Genomic DNA, 15,216 nt, shown 5'->3' with positions numbered 1-15,216 from the left:
AGTCTATATTTCGTCTATTTTTAGCTCTTTTCCGCATCTATCGGCCTGTTTTGCGATATCCAGACGCATTTACGCTATAACCTTCGTCCCTGATAATACCTAGTATAAGTAGTCATAGCATGAGCAAGCGAAAATCATGCTTAATAGCGAACAGCTATTAGTGTCTATATGACTGTCTGGCCGTACATTTTATTATTAGCTGAGATCTAATTACCGCGCAAACACGTATGTAAACTATGCAAAAATGAGACCTCGAATTACGACGATGCTTGCCCTATTTGCAGTACCGAAATAACCAAGCAGGCAAAGTATTATGAAGATGATTTAGAAGCCAATGTGCATGCCTGGCAGTTTCAAAGAGATCAAGTATAAAATGAAAGAAAACATGATTGTGCGGGTATCCAAAACGCCTTTATTAAACGGCGACGCCGTAGACGCGAAACGCGAGGAGCTTCGTCAGTATTTTCACCAGACTTATAGTTTGTATGAAGCCCTGTTTGAACCGATCACCTCGGACGAGGCTTATTTTATCCGCCCGGAACCCCTGCGTCATCCGCTGATATTCTACTTCGGTCACACCGCTACTTTTTTCGTTAACAAATTGGTGCTGGGCAAATATATCGACGAACGACTCAACCGCTCACTGGAATCTATGTTCGCCATTGGCGTAGATGAGATGTCGTGGGATGATCTTAACCAGGCAAACTACGACTGGCCGAGCGTGCAAACCACCCGCGCATACCGCCATAAAGTTCGCGGGATTGTAGATGAAGTGATCAGTAGCATGCCGCTAACACTACCGATCACGCAGGACCAGCCCGCATGGGTGATCCTGATGGGAATCGAACATGAGCGGATTCACCTTGAAACCTCTTCCGTGATCATACGGATGCTGTCGCTTGACTACCTCAAACCACACCCCTTGTGGGAGCCATGCCGTATCAGCGCTGCAGCACCAAAGAATACACTGCTACCGGTGGCTGGCGGCTGCGTTACTCTTGGTCGGGGTGATAATGCAGATACCTACGGCTGGGATAATGAATACGGCTCAAAAACGGTTGAAGTGGATAGCTTTCATGCCTCTCAATATCTGGTTTCAAATGAGGAATTCCTGGCGTTCGTTGAAGCCGGCGGTTATCAGCAACTGAGGTTATGGAGCGAAGAAGGCGCGAGCTGGCTGAACTACACGAAGGCAAGTATTCCGCATTTCTGGGTAAAACGTAATGGCAAGTACTTCCAGCGTAATCTTCTCGATGAAATAGAACTCCCGCTGAACTGGCCGGTAGAGGTCAACTACCTCGAAGCAAACGCATTCTGTCACTGGAAAGCCGAGCAAACCGGTCGCTTTATTCGCCTGCCGACCGAAGCCGAGTGGATGCAGCTACGCAATATGATCGACACCGATCAACCCTACTGGGACGAAGCGCCGGGCAACCTGAATCTGGAGTATTTTGCCTCCTCCTGCCCTGTCGATCACTTTGAAACCAACGGTTTCTACGATATAACCGGTAATGTCTGGCAGTGGACCGAAAGCCCGATCGACGGCTATCCCGGCTTTGAAGTACACCCACTCTATGATGATTTTTCAGCTCCGACATTCGATGGCAAGCACAACATATTTACAGGCGGCTCGTGGATCTCGACCGGTAACGAGGCGCTTAAATTCTCGCGCTATGCGTTCCGGCGTCATTTTTTCCAACATGCCGGTTTTCGTTACATAGAAGCAACAACTAAAGAGGTCCCTGTGGAACCCGTTAATACTTACGAAACCGACGACTTAGTAGTCCAGTATCTGGAATTCCATTACGGCGACAGCTACTTTGGTGTCGCCAACTATCCAGTGGCCTGCATAGAAACCCTGCTGGCTAAACTTCCGGCTATCAACACCGATAAAGCGCTGGATCTGGGCTGTTCTGTCGGCCGCGCCTCATTTGAGCTGGCAAAAACCTTCAGCCATGTCGATGCTATCGATTTCTCCGCGCGCTTCATCCAGCACGGCCATCAACTGCAGGAAACCGGCCAGAGCCGCTTTTCAATCCCGACTGAGGGTGAGCTGGTAGCATTTAAGGAAACCAGTCTTGAGCAGCTTGGCTACACCAAAGAAGGTAAAGAGCGTATCCATTTCGCACAGGGAGATGCCCACAACCTCAAACCACAATTCAGCGGGTATGACCTGATCTTCTGCGGTAACCTGATAGACCGTCTACATGATCCTAAACGCTTCCTCAACGAGGTACATAGCCGTATGAACAGTGGCAGCTATCTGGTACTCACGTCACCCTACACCTGGCTGGAAGATTACACCGACAAAAGTAACTGGCTGGGCGGGGTTAAAGTCAACGGTGAAAACTTCAGCACACTTGACGGCCTGAAAGAAACACTGAGCCAGCGCTTTGAGTTTATCGAAGCACTCGACGTGCCATTCGTAATCCGCGAAACTGCCCGTAAATTCCAGCACAGCGTGGCACAGATGAGCCTCTGGAAGCTGAAAGACTGATCGGGTTCTAATGATCTGCCGTTAAAGGCATAATCGATATCCCCTTATGACTAACCTTCATAAGGGGAGTTTATTTAGCAGATGATTACAATGAAAAGCCCTAAATCAGAGAGCCTTTGCTGTTGTAGGATTCAACCAACATACAAGTGATCAAGTCCCCCCGACAGTAAATTAAGTTTTTTCGTCGCCTCTGGGAACCCTCCTGAAATTGCTTGCTAGCCTCCGAATTACAAACACAAATTGTTCTATATTGGTGCACAAACGCCGTTAGTAAATTATTTTCGCACCAATGATGAGCTTTTTTCATCTATATGATTAAAAAACATCATTTGTTGCAGTGCAGTAAAAGCACTAGAATGCACTTCTACTTACATATTAAACCGTTCCAGCCATGCAGTGCTGGTGGTTAATTTTTTACAGTCTTATACAGACTTATATGGAACTCTAATGACCACACTCAATGAATTCAGAATAAATCACCAACCCGCTCATCATGAATCTGAGAAAGCTTATTTCTTACGCTTAAGTGCTGAATACACACAGTTAAACAAGCGTGAAGCCCGTCTGGTTCGCAAAAACCTGTGGATGAACCGTCTGACTACTATGGTAAATCGATTAGTAAGCAAGCCAAACCTGCTGCGTCTTAGCTAATAGCGGCTCATCCCGAACGATTATAAAAAGCGGAGCTGAAAAGCTACCGCTTTTTTTGTGCCCTAAATTCACTGCCAGCTATGTTCCCGTCTTTCTCGCATCCTTTTCTCGTTTCTAAAGCAACCGCTAAAAGCTTAATAAACATAACCTCACTCTAATGTATGGTTTGATATGTCGTAGTGATCTCACTGCCACAAAAAAACCGCTCAATAGAGCGGTTTTATAACCTCAAACAGCAGCACTTTCAAAGCACCTTCTTTAAGCCTAACCCTTACTGACCGCCCTGCTATTCAAAAACATCGCCATCCACTTCGCGACATCAACAGAGTCAGTTTTAGCATCACTCTGACGCAGTGTTGCCAGCCCTTGTTCAGATACATCGGCAGGGATTGCATCACCTTTGCGCAGATCAACTAATACGTCGCTGAATTCAATGGTAAATTCAGGATGTGCCTGAAAAGTGATAATACAGTTATCGTAGATAAGGCCGGCGTACTGGCAAAAAGGTGATGTTGAAAACACCTGGGCATTAACAGGTTTAACGACCACCTGATCCTGATGCATAGCGTTAATAACATACGAGTGTACATCTGCAGGAAGAAAGTCGAACTCTCCTGTTAGCTCGTAGCGTTGCAAGCCGACACCCCAGCCACCTTTATATTTATCTACTTTTCCGTTAAAGGCTTCTGCAATAATCTGGTGCCCAAAACAAATACCTACCATCGGTTTATTGGCGTCATGGATATCAAGAATCAGCTGTTTGAGTTTCTGCATCCACGGCAAATTCTGGTAAACATTAAACTTGGAACCAGTGATGATCCAACCATCACATTGTGATGCATTGACCGGAAAATCATCGTCCCGCACATCAAACACTTCATATTCAAACAGGCAATCTGCTTTGCTGAACAACTGTACAAACATATCCGCGTACGAGCCAAATTCGCCCAGCAGTTCATCCGGGGTAATCCCTGTTGCAAGAATCCCTAATTTCATCATGTTATCCGCCACTACTTTAATACCATTACTTAATACTGTTCATTATTAATATTCAATCGACGTTAATGTTCATCAAAGCTAACGTTCACCCGAAACAAGTTATCCGCGCCGCTATTCCTGTCCACTCGATAGCTTTGTCTGTCTACGCATCTGATACATAGCGGCCAATACACCCACCGCTACAATCGCGATCATAATAGTTGCCAGTGCATTCACTTCAGGAGTTACTCCCAAACGCACTTTGGAGAAAATAACCATCGGTAAGGTACTATTACCCGGCCCGGAAACAAAGCTCGCTATAACCAGATCATCCAATGACAAGGTAAATGATAGTAACCAACCGGAAATCAAAGCGGGGGCAATCAAGGGAAGAGTTATCAGGAAAAACAACGAGGAAGGCTTAGCGCCTAAATCCATTGCTGCCTCTTCTAACGTTTCGTCCATAGAGGCTAAGCGCGACTGCACAATCACTGCAACATACGCCATACAAAAAGTGGTATGCGCAATAATGATGGTTCCGGTGCCACGCCCGGCGGGCCAGCCAAACATGTTTTCCATCGCCACAAACAGTAACAATAGTGACAACCCTGTGATGACTTCGGGCATGATCAAAGGTGCCGTTATCCAGCCAGACAAGATCATCTTGCCACGAAAGCGCCCCATCCGGGACAGCACAAAGCCCGCCATTGTGCCTAACACTACCGCCAGGCTAGCACTGATGAGGGCAATGTTAAAACTCACCAATGCGGCATCCATTATCTGCTCATTATTAAACAGCTCGGTATACCATTTAAGTGACCAACCTCCCCACACCGTAACTAGCTTCGACTTATTAAAGCTATAAACGATCAGTGAGATAATGGGGGCATAGAGAAATATGAAACCCAGCATCGCGGTTGTATTAAGAAATATTGATCTGCGTTTCATGAGTGCACCTCCTCTTTACCCTGAGCATTACGGATCAACATGATAGGCAACACCAATACCACCAGCATCACAATGGCGACGGCCGAGGCCATGGGCCAATCTCGATTCAGGAAGAACTCATCCCAGAGCACCCGTCCAATCATCAGCGTATCCGATCCCCCCAGTAATGCCGGTATCACGAATTCTCCTACCGCGGGAATAAACACCAGCAAACAACCCGCAATAACACCGGGTATCGCTAACGGTAACGTAATCAGGAAAAAACTCTGGTAAGGACGAGAGCCTAAGTCTTCCGCCGCTTCTAAGAGGGTTAAATCCATTTTTTCCAACGCGGTATACAAGGGCAGTATCATGAATGGAAGATAGGTATAAACAATCCCGATATAAACGGCAAAATCTGTCTGTAGCATGATGAGAGGTTGGTCGATAATTCCGGTAGAGAGCAAAAACTCATTAACAATACCGTTCTTTTTCAAAAAACCCATCCATGCATAAACACGCAGTAAGAAAGAGGTCCAGAATGGCAAAATGACTAACGACAGCAATACGACGCGTAAAGAAGGCTTACTGCGGGCTATCAAATAAGCAATAGGAAAACCCACAAGCAATGTAAAGAAGGTTGATACGGCTGCTATTTTTACTGAGCTGATATAAGCATCAAGGTAAAAATCATCTTCTATCAGATATAAATAATTACCAAAATTGAGTTTAAAAGTGGCATACGCATCTTCCAGGTTCCACTCGAACATAGCCGAGTATGGTGGTACCGCAATGGCTGATTCAGACAGCGATATTTTGAAGACCACCAAAAAAGGGATAAAAAAGAAGATACCCAGCCACAAACCAGGTACAGCGATAACCCCTAAGCGCCCCCAATTCACACGTCTGAATAAATTATATCGGGCCATGCCTGATGCTGATTTATTGACCCATGCAGATCCTGAGGAAATGCTCATGATGTTAGCACCACACTACTGTCCATATCCCATGACAGATAAACCGAGTCATGCCAGGTAAAGCGAGCACCCATATCTCTGACAAAATTAGGCTGCGTGATGCGCACATCTTTGCCACTGGCCAAACGCACTTTAAACACTGAAAGGCTGCCCATATAAGCAATATCTTCAATGACCCCATGGAGACAGTTCACATTCTGTTCAGGCTTTTGACGACTGATTTTTATCTTTTCAGGCCGTATAGCCATATGCACAACCTGATTTGGCGCGCAACTAATACCATGATTAACATGCAGTTCAGCACCGGCTTCTGTAGAGCGTATGCGAACACTATCAGGAAGATCTTCTACTATTATGCCTTCAAACAAGTTAACTGAACCAACGAATTCAGCGACAAAACGGCTGTTAGGATACTCATAAACAACATGTGGTTCGGCGGTCTGAACAATCACACCGTTGTTCATTACGCCTATTCGGGTTGCCAGCGTCATCGCTTCTTCCTGGTCATGCGTCACAACAACGAAGGTTACACCGAGCTCTTCCTGGATATTAATCAACTCAAACTGCGTTTCTTCACGTAGCTTTTTATCAAGTGCGCCTAAGGGCTCGTCCAATAACAGTAGCTTAGGTCGTTTAATCAGCGAGCGAGCCAACGCAACACGTTGGCGTTGCCCACCGGATAGCTGATTCGGCTTACGCTTACCGAGCGCTCCCAGCTGTACCATATCCAGCATCTTTTCGACGCGTTTATTTACTTCGCTGCGCGCTACGCCTTCACGACGAAGACCAAAGGCGACGTTATCGGCAACATTCAAATGCGGAAACAGCGCGTAGGATTGGAACATCATATTGACCGGGCGGTTCCATGGCTGAATACCCGCCATATCCATACCATCGATTATAATACGTCCGCTAGTTGCCGATTCAAAACCGGCCATAATACGTAGCAATGTACTTTTACCGGACCCTGACCCCCCTAAAAGACAAAACAGTTCGTTTTTGTAGATATCCAACGAAATATTATCGACAGCGGTAAAATCACCAAATTTTTTGGTGACGTTTTCAATTTTCAGAAAAGGTTCAGCGCCTTCTCGTTTCCACAAAGGTATATTAGCGGTTTGCGTCATTGTCGGCGTGTGTAGCTCACTAAATTGAGATGACGTCATAACAATCCCTCAGGTATTTATTTTTATCAGGGAATCTCTAAATAAACCTGGCAGCCAACTCTTTTTAAGAGCTAACGAAAGGCTTACTTAGAGACTCTTGCTTTGAATAATAAGGGGAGAGTTAACTCACCCCCTTATTATGGGTGCGTGGCTTAGCCGGGATTATCGGCCGGTTTTGATGTTACTCCAGGCACGTGTCAATAAACGATCGTACTTAGCTGCATGTGCATTTTGCGTGAACAGTTTAGCCTTCACTTCATTTGAAGGATAAATACCAGGATTGTTACGCACCTCATCCAGCAGTAGCGGTTCTGCAGCCGTATTGGCTACCGCGTAGTAAACGTAGTTAGAGATAGCGGCAGCCGTTTCTGCCTTCAGAACAAAATCAATAAACTGATGAGCGGCATCAGGATGTGGCGCATCCGCTGGAATGGCTAAAAGATCAAACCATACCAATGTACCTTCTTTAGGGATGGAATAACCGATCACATTACCCTGGCCTGCTTCTTCTGCACGGCTCTGAGCCTGTAAAATATCACCGTTGTAACCCAACGCTACGCACACTTCACCGTTCGCTAAATCGGAGATATATTGGCCTGAATGGAAGTATTTATAACTAGAACGTGCTGATTTAATCAGCTCCGTGGCTTTCTTAAGATCAGATTTTTTCTCGGAGTTAGGGTCAAGCCCTAAATAGTTTAGCGCAATAGACATGACTTCGGCCGGAGAATCCAGCAAGCCGATACCACAATCTGCCAATTTGGCAGCCACTTCTGGCTTGAATATCAGATCCAGCGTATCAAGCGGCATGTCGCCTAAACGCTTTTTAACCATGGCTTCGTTATAACCTAAGCCAATAGTTCCCCATGCATAAGGAACATTATGCTTATTGTCTGCATCATGACGCGATATTTTTTCCGCTAAGACGCTGTCGATATTGCCATAATTTGTTAATTTCGAACGATCAATTTCCGCATAGATACCCGCTTTAACATGACGTTCTAAAAAAGAGCCCGTGGGTACCACCAGATCATATCCGGTACTACCAGACATCAATTTTGCTTCTAATACTTCATTTGAGTCATAAACGTCATAATTAACTTTAATACCGGTTTCCTGCTCAAACTGAGCAATCGCTTCAGGATTGATATAATCGGACCAGTTATAGATATTAAGAACTTTCTCTTCAGCAACAACAGCAGTAGAAAGCGTAAGTGCCAGAGCGGCTACTAAACCTAGTTTTTTAGGACTCATTGAACATTCTCCATTTCAGGCATCGCCTGTATTTTTATGTTAGCTGGATTTTATTCAGCAATCACAACGCTACCTATTAATATTTTTCAGACAATCCAGCTATCGGAGGAGTTGCCACCACTATAAAAGCACTCCCTTCAATTTACGCCAGTAAAGCATGGCGGCTAAATACCCCCCGGGGGGTATTTAGCACAAAACTATAACCCCAAATAACAGCCCAAAATAATAGCGCTATTAATTACAATAAGCCCAGATAAGCTTCATATTCGATATCAGAGATCTGCTCATGCAGTTTTCTCTGTTCTTGTCGCTTAGCAGCGGTATAAACACGAATAAATTCTTCACCTAAGTATTCTTTAAGGACTTCGCTCTTATTGAAAACCTCAGTGGACTCATCCCACTTATTAGGTAATACCAATTTATCGTTACTTTCAGCGTTAGCATCACCTTCAATTGGTGCCGGTGGCATTAGCTTGTTTTCGATACCATAAAGAGCACCGGCCAAAACAGAGGCCAATACTAAATAAGGGTTAGCATCAGCACCCGCTACACGATGTTCAATACGGCGCGCTACGGGTGGGCTTTCAGGTATACGAATCGCCACGGTACGGTTCTCATAACCCCAGCTGGCATAGGTTGGTGCATGCGCACCGACCATGAAGCGGCGATAAGAGTTCATGTGAGGCGCAAAGGTCAACATACTATCGGCCATGGTATGCATCAAACCGGCAACCGCATGTTTAAGAACATCCGTGCCTTCTTCCCCGCCATTATCAAAAACGTTGTTACCGTCTTCGTCTAATAAGCTGAAATGCACATGCATGCCATTACCGCTTTTTTTCGTGTATGGCTTAGCCATAAAGGTCGCCAGGTAACCTTGTTTGCGCGCAATACCTTTAACCAGACGTTTAAACATAATTGCCTGGTCACCGGCCAGCATTGGGTCGGCTACGTGATTCAGATTAATCTCAAACTGGCCGGGGCCAAGCTCAGAGATAATCGTATCAGCAGGAACGCCCTGTATTTCACAGACTTCACGTACTTCAGTAAAGAAGGCAGACAAACAGTCCATTTCATCAATGGAGTAACAGTCTGTTTCAGACAAACGACGGCCGTGCCCTTCAATCAGTACCGGAGGACGAGGACGCTGAGTTTCCTCTGACTTGCCATCCATCAGGTAGAATTCGAGCTCAGTCGCCACTACCGGTGTTAACCCCAGTGCCTTAAATCGTTTCACTACACCGCTTAATACCTGACGAGGATCTGCACCAAACGGCGTGCCATCGGGATTAAACATCATTGCTAATACCTGATCGCGCGGCGACTCAGCCCACGGCACGGATACAGCACCATCATGGACCGGCATACATACGCCATCGCTATCACCGGTTTCAAATACCAAACCATTTTCCAGTACGTCATCGCCCCAGAAATCAAACCCCAGCACTGAACGAGGCAACTTCACACCCTCTTCCATTACTTTCGATAACGCATTGGCAGGCATACGTTTGCCACGCAGGTTACCGTTCAAATCAGTGATAAACAGATCAAACTCATTCGCTTTTTTAGAATTCATAGCAGATTCTCACTCGACATCTTTTTTGTGCAATTTTAACGAAATAATATGTACATAGTTTCACATAATCACTTCAAGAAATAACTATATTTTGTGATCACAAAGAATAGATTTATATGATCACAAAAATAAATCAGAATCAATCAGGTCTTTTAAGAAAAAAATCTTTTTCCTGTTTAGTGATCGCATTAGAATAGGAGAAAATAACCAGAATCTATAATGACCATGGATAAGAAGTCTCCTATTAAATTCACATTAACTGAGCGTGATGAGTCTGTAACTATCACCCAGTGGGTATATGAGACATTAAGAAGTGCCGTCATGAATGGTCAGATACTGCCTGGCCGTGCATTGACCATACGCGAACTTGCGACACTGCTTAACGTCAGCCCAATGCCGGTACGTGAAGCCCTGCGACAGCTGTCTGCGGAAAACGCCTTAGAAATCCAGGGAAACCGCCGCGTTATCGTCCCAAAAATGACTGCCATGAAATTCAACGAGTTGTGTGAAGCACGCATCGCGATTGAATCACATGCAGCGGCACGTGCCTTACCTTACATTGATGCGGCACGTCTGGCGCAGCTTCACAGCCTTGATCGTTTAATTGACCAGGCTCAGGAGAACGATGATCTGGAGCAAATCAGCATTCTTAATCAAAATTTTCATCGCCTGCTTTATACCGCAAATCCACATCAGGTCACGCTGCCTCTGATCGAGAGTCTATGGCTTCAATTAGGTCCGTTTATGCGCTTGGCCACCAGTAAACTGGAAGAGCACTATTTAGTCGATCGCCATAATGAAGCTATGATTGCGATTGAAAAAAAGGATGCCTTCGCCCTTCAATTAGCCATCTCCGCCGACATAAGAGAAGGCATCGCCTTTGCGAACACGCCTGAACTACTACAACGTTTTATAGAACAATCACGAACAGACGCGTCCTGACTTTCTTCGTATTTTCCTGCATCACCGGTATTAGAGTGACACCCAAGAGAAGCATCAGACGATATTTTTAAATATTGATTCTGGTGCTTTTTAATTGACTTTTTAATTTTGTGATCACAAAATAACCTCAACTTCTGGATAATTCACCGGAAAATCAGCCTCATTTATGATCATATTTGTCGCCAGAAATACGACAACTATTCGTTTTCAGTTATTCGCTTTCAGCGATTTATGAAAGCCTTGTGGAGAAACAGATGCGCAACGATAAGAACAATAATTCACCCGTCATGGCAGACATCCAATCCATAGACGCAGACCACCATTTACATCCGTTTACTAACACTGGCGCGCTTAACAAGAAAGGCGCACGCGTCATTACTAAAGGCCAAGGCGTGTATATCTGGGATAGCGAAGGCAATAAAATTCTGGATGGAATGGCCGGCCTATGGTGCGTCAATATGGGTTATGGGCGTAAAGAGCTGGTTGAAGCGGCCACTCACCAGATGACCGAATTACCTTTTTACAATACCTTCTTCCAAACGACGCATTCCCCTGCAGCAGAGCTGGCTAAAGAGATTGCCAGCGTTACACCCGGCGATTTGAATCGTATCTTTTTTGCCAATTCAGGTTCAGAAGCGATCGACACTATTATCCGTATGGTGCGTCATTACTGGGCTATTCAGGGCAAACCTTATAAAAACATTCTGATCAGTCGTGAAAACGCCTATCACGGCAGCACCTTAGGCGGCACCAGCCTCGGCGGAATGAGCGGCATGCACAAACAGGGCGCACCACTGCTGCCCAACATCGAGCGCATCCGTCAGCCCTATTGGTATGGCGAAGCCGGAGATATGACAGAAGAAGAATTTGGTATCGCGTGTGCAAAAGCACTGGAAGATAAAATTTTAGCGGTAGGTCCGGATAATGTAGCCGCTTTTGTTGGCGAGCCTATTCAAGGAGCGGGCGGCGTGATTGTTCCACCTGCGAACTACTGGGCTGAAATTCAGAAAATCTGTACCAAGTACGACATTCTGTTAGCCGCAGACGAAGTTATCTGTGGTTTTGGTCGCACCGGCAGCTGGTTTGGCAGTGAAACTTTAGGTATCAAGCCCGATATCATCTCGATGGCAAAAGGCCTGTCTTCCGGCTATCTGCCCATTGCCGCCGTCGCTGTCGGTAATCGTATCGCTAATGCCTTGATTGAACACGATGAAGACTTTTACCACGGCTTTACCTATTCTGGCCATCCGGTCGCGGCGGCCGTGGCCATCGCTAACATCCGACTGATGAAGCAAGAAAACATTGTTGAGTATGTCGCTAAGGATATTGGCCCATACTTCCAGAAAAAATTACGCGAAACCCTGGCAGATCATCCGCTCGTGGGGCATATCGAAGGCGTTGGTTTACTCGTAGGCATTGCCTTAGTTAAAGACAAAGCAACCAAAGAGCTTTTCCCTGATAATGTTGATATCGGCATGATCTGTCGTGATCATTGTTTTGATAACGGCCTTATCATGCGTGCCGTGGGTAGCCGTATGGTCGCGTCACCACCACTGATTATCAGCCATGCTGAAGTGGATGAGCTATGCGAAAAAGCACGTCTTTGCTTTGATCTGACATTAAAATCCGTTAGTTAATTACAGGAAAGAGCCAATATAGAGCAGCTTTCAAAGCTGCTCTATCAAACTTAATAAACGCTAATATGCGGAGAGCGTAAGCGGATGAATCACCAGCCCAGTCTGAACAGCACCTCGATTAACTGGCAAAAAGATCTTGCTTACTTAATCGATCATATCCGTCTGCGAAACTTCCCTAAAGCAATGGCAGATTTACTGGCTACACAGTGTAATGTCAGTAGCGTTCTGATGGTTACTTACAAGAAATCGTTCAAACCTATTATTTTGCATCCAACCGACCCGGCGGAACAGAGCCCTACATTACGTACCTATATTAACAAGGCCTATATTCTTGATCCGCTGTTTAATGCTATCCAAACAGGGTGCAATCCTGACCTGAGTCGCCTGGCCGATATCGCTCCCGACTCATTTGATACCAGTGAGTATTATCAGACCTGTTACAAAAATTTTGACCTGGTTGACGAAATCAACCTCAGCATTGAGCTGGATAACGACGTTACCTGCACCATTTCACTCGGTCGGAAATCCAGCCTGGGAACAATCACACGCGCAGAGCTCAATCGTCTGAATGAGATCTATCCCATCATTAATTCGCTGGTGCGGCAGTTCTGGCTGTCTCAGTCACAAGAATATGTGAAGTATGAAAAATCTGAAGGGGCCATGAAGCAGGCGATCAACACCTTTGGCAGCGGCATCCTGACCCGACGCGAGCAGGAAATATCAGGATTAATACTCCGCGGACACTCATCTAAAGCCATCGCAAGCAAACTGAATATCAGTTTAGGGACAGTCAAAGTACACCGTAAAAATATCCATACCCGCCTACATACATCAACGCAATCCGAGATATTTACGCTCTTTCTTGCCCACCTGAATGAACTGGAAGCCGCCACGCCGAGCGCAGAAGCCTCGCCTGTGTAAATTAACGCAGCCTGGCCTGCGTTAATCCATCTACTGACTTTTATTGCCTTATAATCGGATCCAGACATTCTTCAGTTCAGTATACTTCTCCATAGCATGCAAGGATTTGTCCCGACCATTACCGGACGCTTTAACACCACCGAATGGCACAGTTGAATCACCTTCACCCCAGGTATTTACCCAGATCATGCCACTGTGAATTTTACGACTAACGCGATGTGCCCGTGACAGATTAGCCGTCCAAACAGAGGCTCCCAAGCCATATTTAGAGTCGTTCGCCAGCGCAATCGCCTCCTCTTCAGTTTCAAACTCACATACCGCTAAGACGGGACCAAAGATCTCTTCCTGCACAAACGTCATACCATTATGAGCTTCCGCAACTATGGTCGGTTTAGCATAAAAACCTTTGCCTTCAATATACTCAGGCAAGCCTCCCAGCAACACCTGACCGCCTTCATCCTGAGCAGAGCGAATGAAACGTGCAACGGTATCTAATTGCGCCTCATCCACCATCGGCCCCATATTGGTAGCAGGATCAAGTGGGTCGCCTGGCTGATAACTTTTAGCGGCTTCAACCAGCGCTGCGATAAATGCTTCTTTAATGCTTTTCTGAACATAGATACGCGAGCAGGCAATACAGACTTCGCCTTGGTTTGAAAAGATAGCCGCCGCCGCTGTCGCCGCCGCTTTCTTCACATCTTCACAATCTTCAAAGATTAAATTAGGTGACTTACCCCCCGCTTCCAACCAAACACGCTTCAGGTTGGACTGGCCGGCATATTCCATCAACATACCCGCCACTCTCGTAGAGCCGGTAAATGCCAGCACATTCACATCGTGATGCAGCCCCAGCGCTTTACCCGCCGTATGACCAAAGCCTGGCAACACATTAAACACACCATCTGGAATACCGGCTTCTGAAGCCAGTTCGGCTAAGCGCAATGCACTCAAAGGGGATTTTTCTGAAGGTTTCAGAATAACGCTGTTACCGGCAGCCAACGCGGGTGCTAACTTCCACGTTGCCATCATCAAGGGGTAATTCCACGGTGTAATAGCCGCCACGACTCCCACCGGTTCATGGCTGATAAGCGCCAGGGTATCATTACCCGTTGGCGCAATTTCACCGTAAATCTTATCAATACACTCGGCGGTCCAACGGATGCAATCAATGCTGTCGGGAATATCAATCGCCGTCATTTCTGATATCGATTTACCCATATCCAAAGTATCCAGCAAGGCAAACTCATCTTTATGCTGCTCGACTAAATCAGCCAGTTTTAACAAAATACGCTTACGCTGTTTCGGCTCTAATTCTGACCAGACTCCTGAACGATAAGCCTGCAAGGCACTTTCTACGGCAAGATTTACATCGGCCTCGTCACAGCTTGCAACATCCACCAGCAGCTGCTCGGTCGCAGGATTAATACAGGGAAAGGTTTCACCACTGATAGCGGGCTGAAAGCGACCATTAATATACGCTTGATGACGAAAAGTCAGAGACTTACTCAGCGCTTTCCACTCGGTATGATTTGTCATTATTAATCCTCTCTACTGTGACCGCATTTAGCATGATTCTACGAGGACCCGAGCACCACAATATATACACCTGAGTAGGTAGCCAGCGCGACAAACATGATGATGCCTGCCGCTTATCATTGGATAACCCACTTAAGGATATGTGTACTTAATT

12 protein-coding genes are annotated in these 15,216 nt (G+C 45.9%); 5 read left to right on the top strand and 7 right to left on the bottom strand.

What is annotated here, in order from left to right:
• Positions 1 to 373: 373 nt before the first annotated feature.
• Both ovoA and Nant_RS17975 read left to right on the top strand, forming a co-directional pair.
• Positions 374 to 2,497, top strand: coding sequence for a 5-histidylcysteine sulfoxide synthase (gene ovoA / locus Nant_RS17980; RefSeq protein ID WP_082400405.1), 2,124 nt, complete (start codon positions 374 to 376; stop codon positions 2,495 to 2,497).
• A gap of 447 nt (positions 2,498 to 2,944) precedes the next feature.
• Positions 2,945 to 3,148 (top strand): hypothetical protein, encoded by a 204-nt coding sequence (locus Nant_RS17975; RefSeq protein WP_054343004.1) that lies wholly within the window; start codon positions 2,945 to 2,947, stop codon positions 3,146 to 3,148.
• A gap of 264 nt (positions 3,149 to 3,412) precedes the next feature.
• On the opposite strand, the gene Nant_RS17970 is transcribed toward Nant_RS17975, so the two are convergent.
• The 6 genes from Nant_RS17970 to Nant_RS17945 form a co-directional block, all read right to left on the bottom strand.
• Complete coding sequence (locus Nant_RS17970; protein ID WP_338011163.1) at positions 3,413 to 4,147, bottom strand: glutamine amidotransferase-related protein; 735 nt, start codon at positions 4,145 to 4,147, stop codon at positions 3,413 to 3,415.
• A 111-nt stretch (positions 4,148 to 4,258) separates the two neighbouring features.
• Positions 4,259 to 5,074, bottom strand: a complete 816-nt coding sequence (locus tag Nant_RS17965) for an ABC transporter permease subunit (protein WP_054343002.1) — start codon at positions 5,072 to 5,074, stop codon at positions 4,259 to 4,261.
• On the bottom strand, positions 5,071 to 6,030 hold the full coding sequence (locus tag Nant_RS17960) for an ABC transporter permease subunit (protein ID WP_054343001.1): 960 nt from the start codon (positions 6,028 to 6,030) through the stop codon (positions 5,071 to 5,073). Before Nant_RS17960 ends, Nant_RS17965 begins: the two co-directional genes overlap by 4 nt.
• Entirely contained in the window at positions 6,027 to 7,196 is a 1,170-nt protein-coding gene (locus Nant_RS17955) for an ABC transporter ATP-binding protein (RefSeq protein ID WP_082400362.1), read from the bottom strand. The genes Nant_RS17960 and Nant_RS17955 overlap by 4 nt, the downstream gene beginning before the upstream one ends.
• A gap of 162 nt (positions 7,197 to 7,358) precedes the next feature.
• Positions 7,359 to 8,450, bottom strand: coding sequence for a polyamine ABC transporter substrate-binding protein (locus tag Nant_RS17950; protein WP_054343000.1), 1,092 nt, complete (start codon positions 8,448 to 8,450; stop codon positions 7,359 to 7,361).
• Between the two features lie 238 nt (positions 8,451 to 8,688).
• A complete protein-coding gene (locus Nant_RS17945; protein ID WP_054342999.1) occupies positions 8,689 to 10,026 on the bottom strand; it encodes a glutamine synthetase family protein in 1,338 nt (445 codons plus the stop codon).
• Between the two features lie 219 nt (positions 10,027 to 10,245).
• Between Nant_RS17945 and Nant_RS17940 the strand changes: the two genes are divergently transcribed.
• The 3 genes from Nant_RS17940 (at position 10,246) to Nant_RS17930 (ending at position 13,526) form a co-directional block, all read left to right on the top strand.
• Positions 10,246 to 10,968: a GntR family transcriptional regulator gene (locus tag Nant_RS17940; RefSeq protein WP_238377186.1), complete on the top strand. Its 723-nt coding sequence runs from the start codon at positions 10,246 to 10,248 to the stop codon at positions 10,966 to 10,968.
• Positions 10,969 to 11,222: 254 nt separating this feature from the next.
• Positions 11,223 to 12,605 carry an aspartate aminotransferase family protein gene (locus Nant_RS17935; protein WP_054342998.1) on the top strand — a complete coding sequence of 461 codons (1,383 nt, stop codon included), beginning with the start codon at positions 11,223 to 11,225 and terminating at the stop codon, positions 12,603 to 12,605.
• 84 nt (positions 12,606 to 12,689) lie between these two features.
• Positions 12,690 to 13,526 (top strand): response regulator transcription factor, encoded by an 837-nt coding sequence (locus Nant_RS17930; RefSeq protein ID WP_054342997.1) that lies wholly within the window; start codon positions 12,690 to 12,692, stop codon positions 13,524 to 13,526.
• 48 nt (positions 13,527 to 13,574) lie between these two features.
• Here the strand turns inward: Nant_RS17930 and Nant_RS17925 are convergent, their stop codons facing one another.
• Positions 13,575 to 15,062: an aldehyde dehydrogenase gene (locus tag Nant_RS17925; RefSeq protein ID WP_054342996.1), complete on the bottom strand. Its 1,488-nt coding sequence runs from the start codon at positions 15,060 to 15,062 to the stop codon at positions 13,575 to 13,577.
• Positions 15,063 to 15,216: the final 154 nt, after the last annotated feature.

Origin of the sequence: Neptunomonas antarctica, from assembly GCF_001305295.1 — a bacterium.
Classification (GTDB): domain Bacteria; phylum Pseudomonadota; class Gammaproteobacteria; order Pseudomonadales; family Balneatricaceae; genus Neptunomonas; species Neptunomonas antarctica.
Note: the sequence above shows the minus strand (reverse complement) of the source record. Positions and strands in the feature narration are given on the sequence as shown.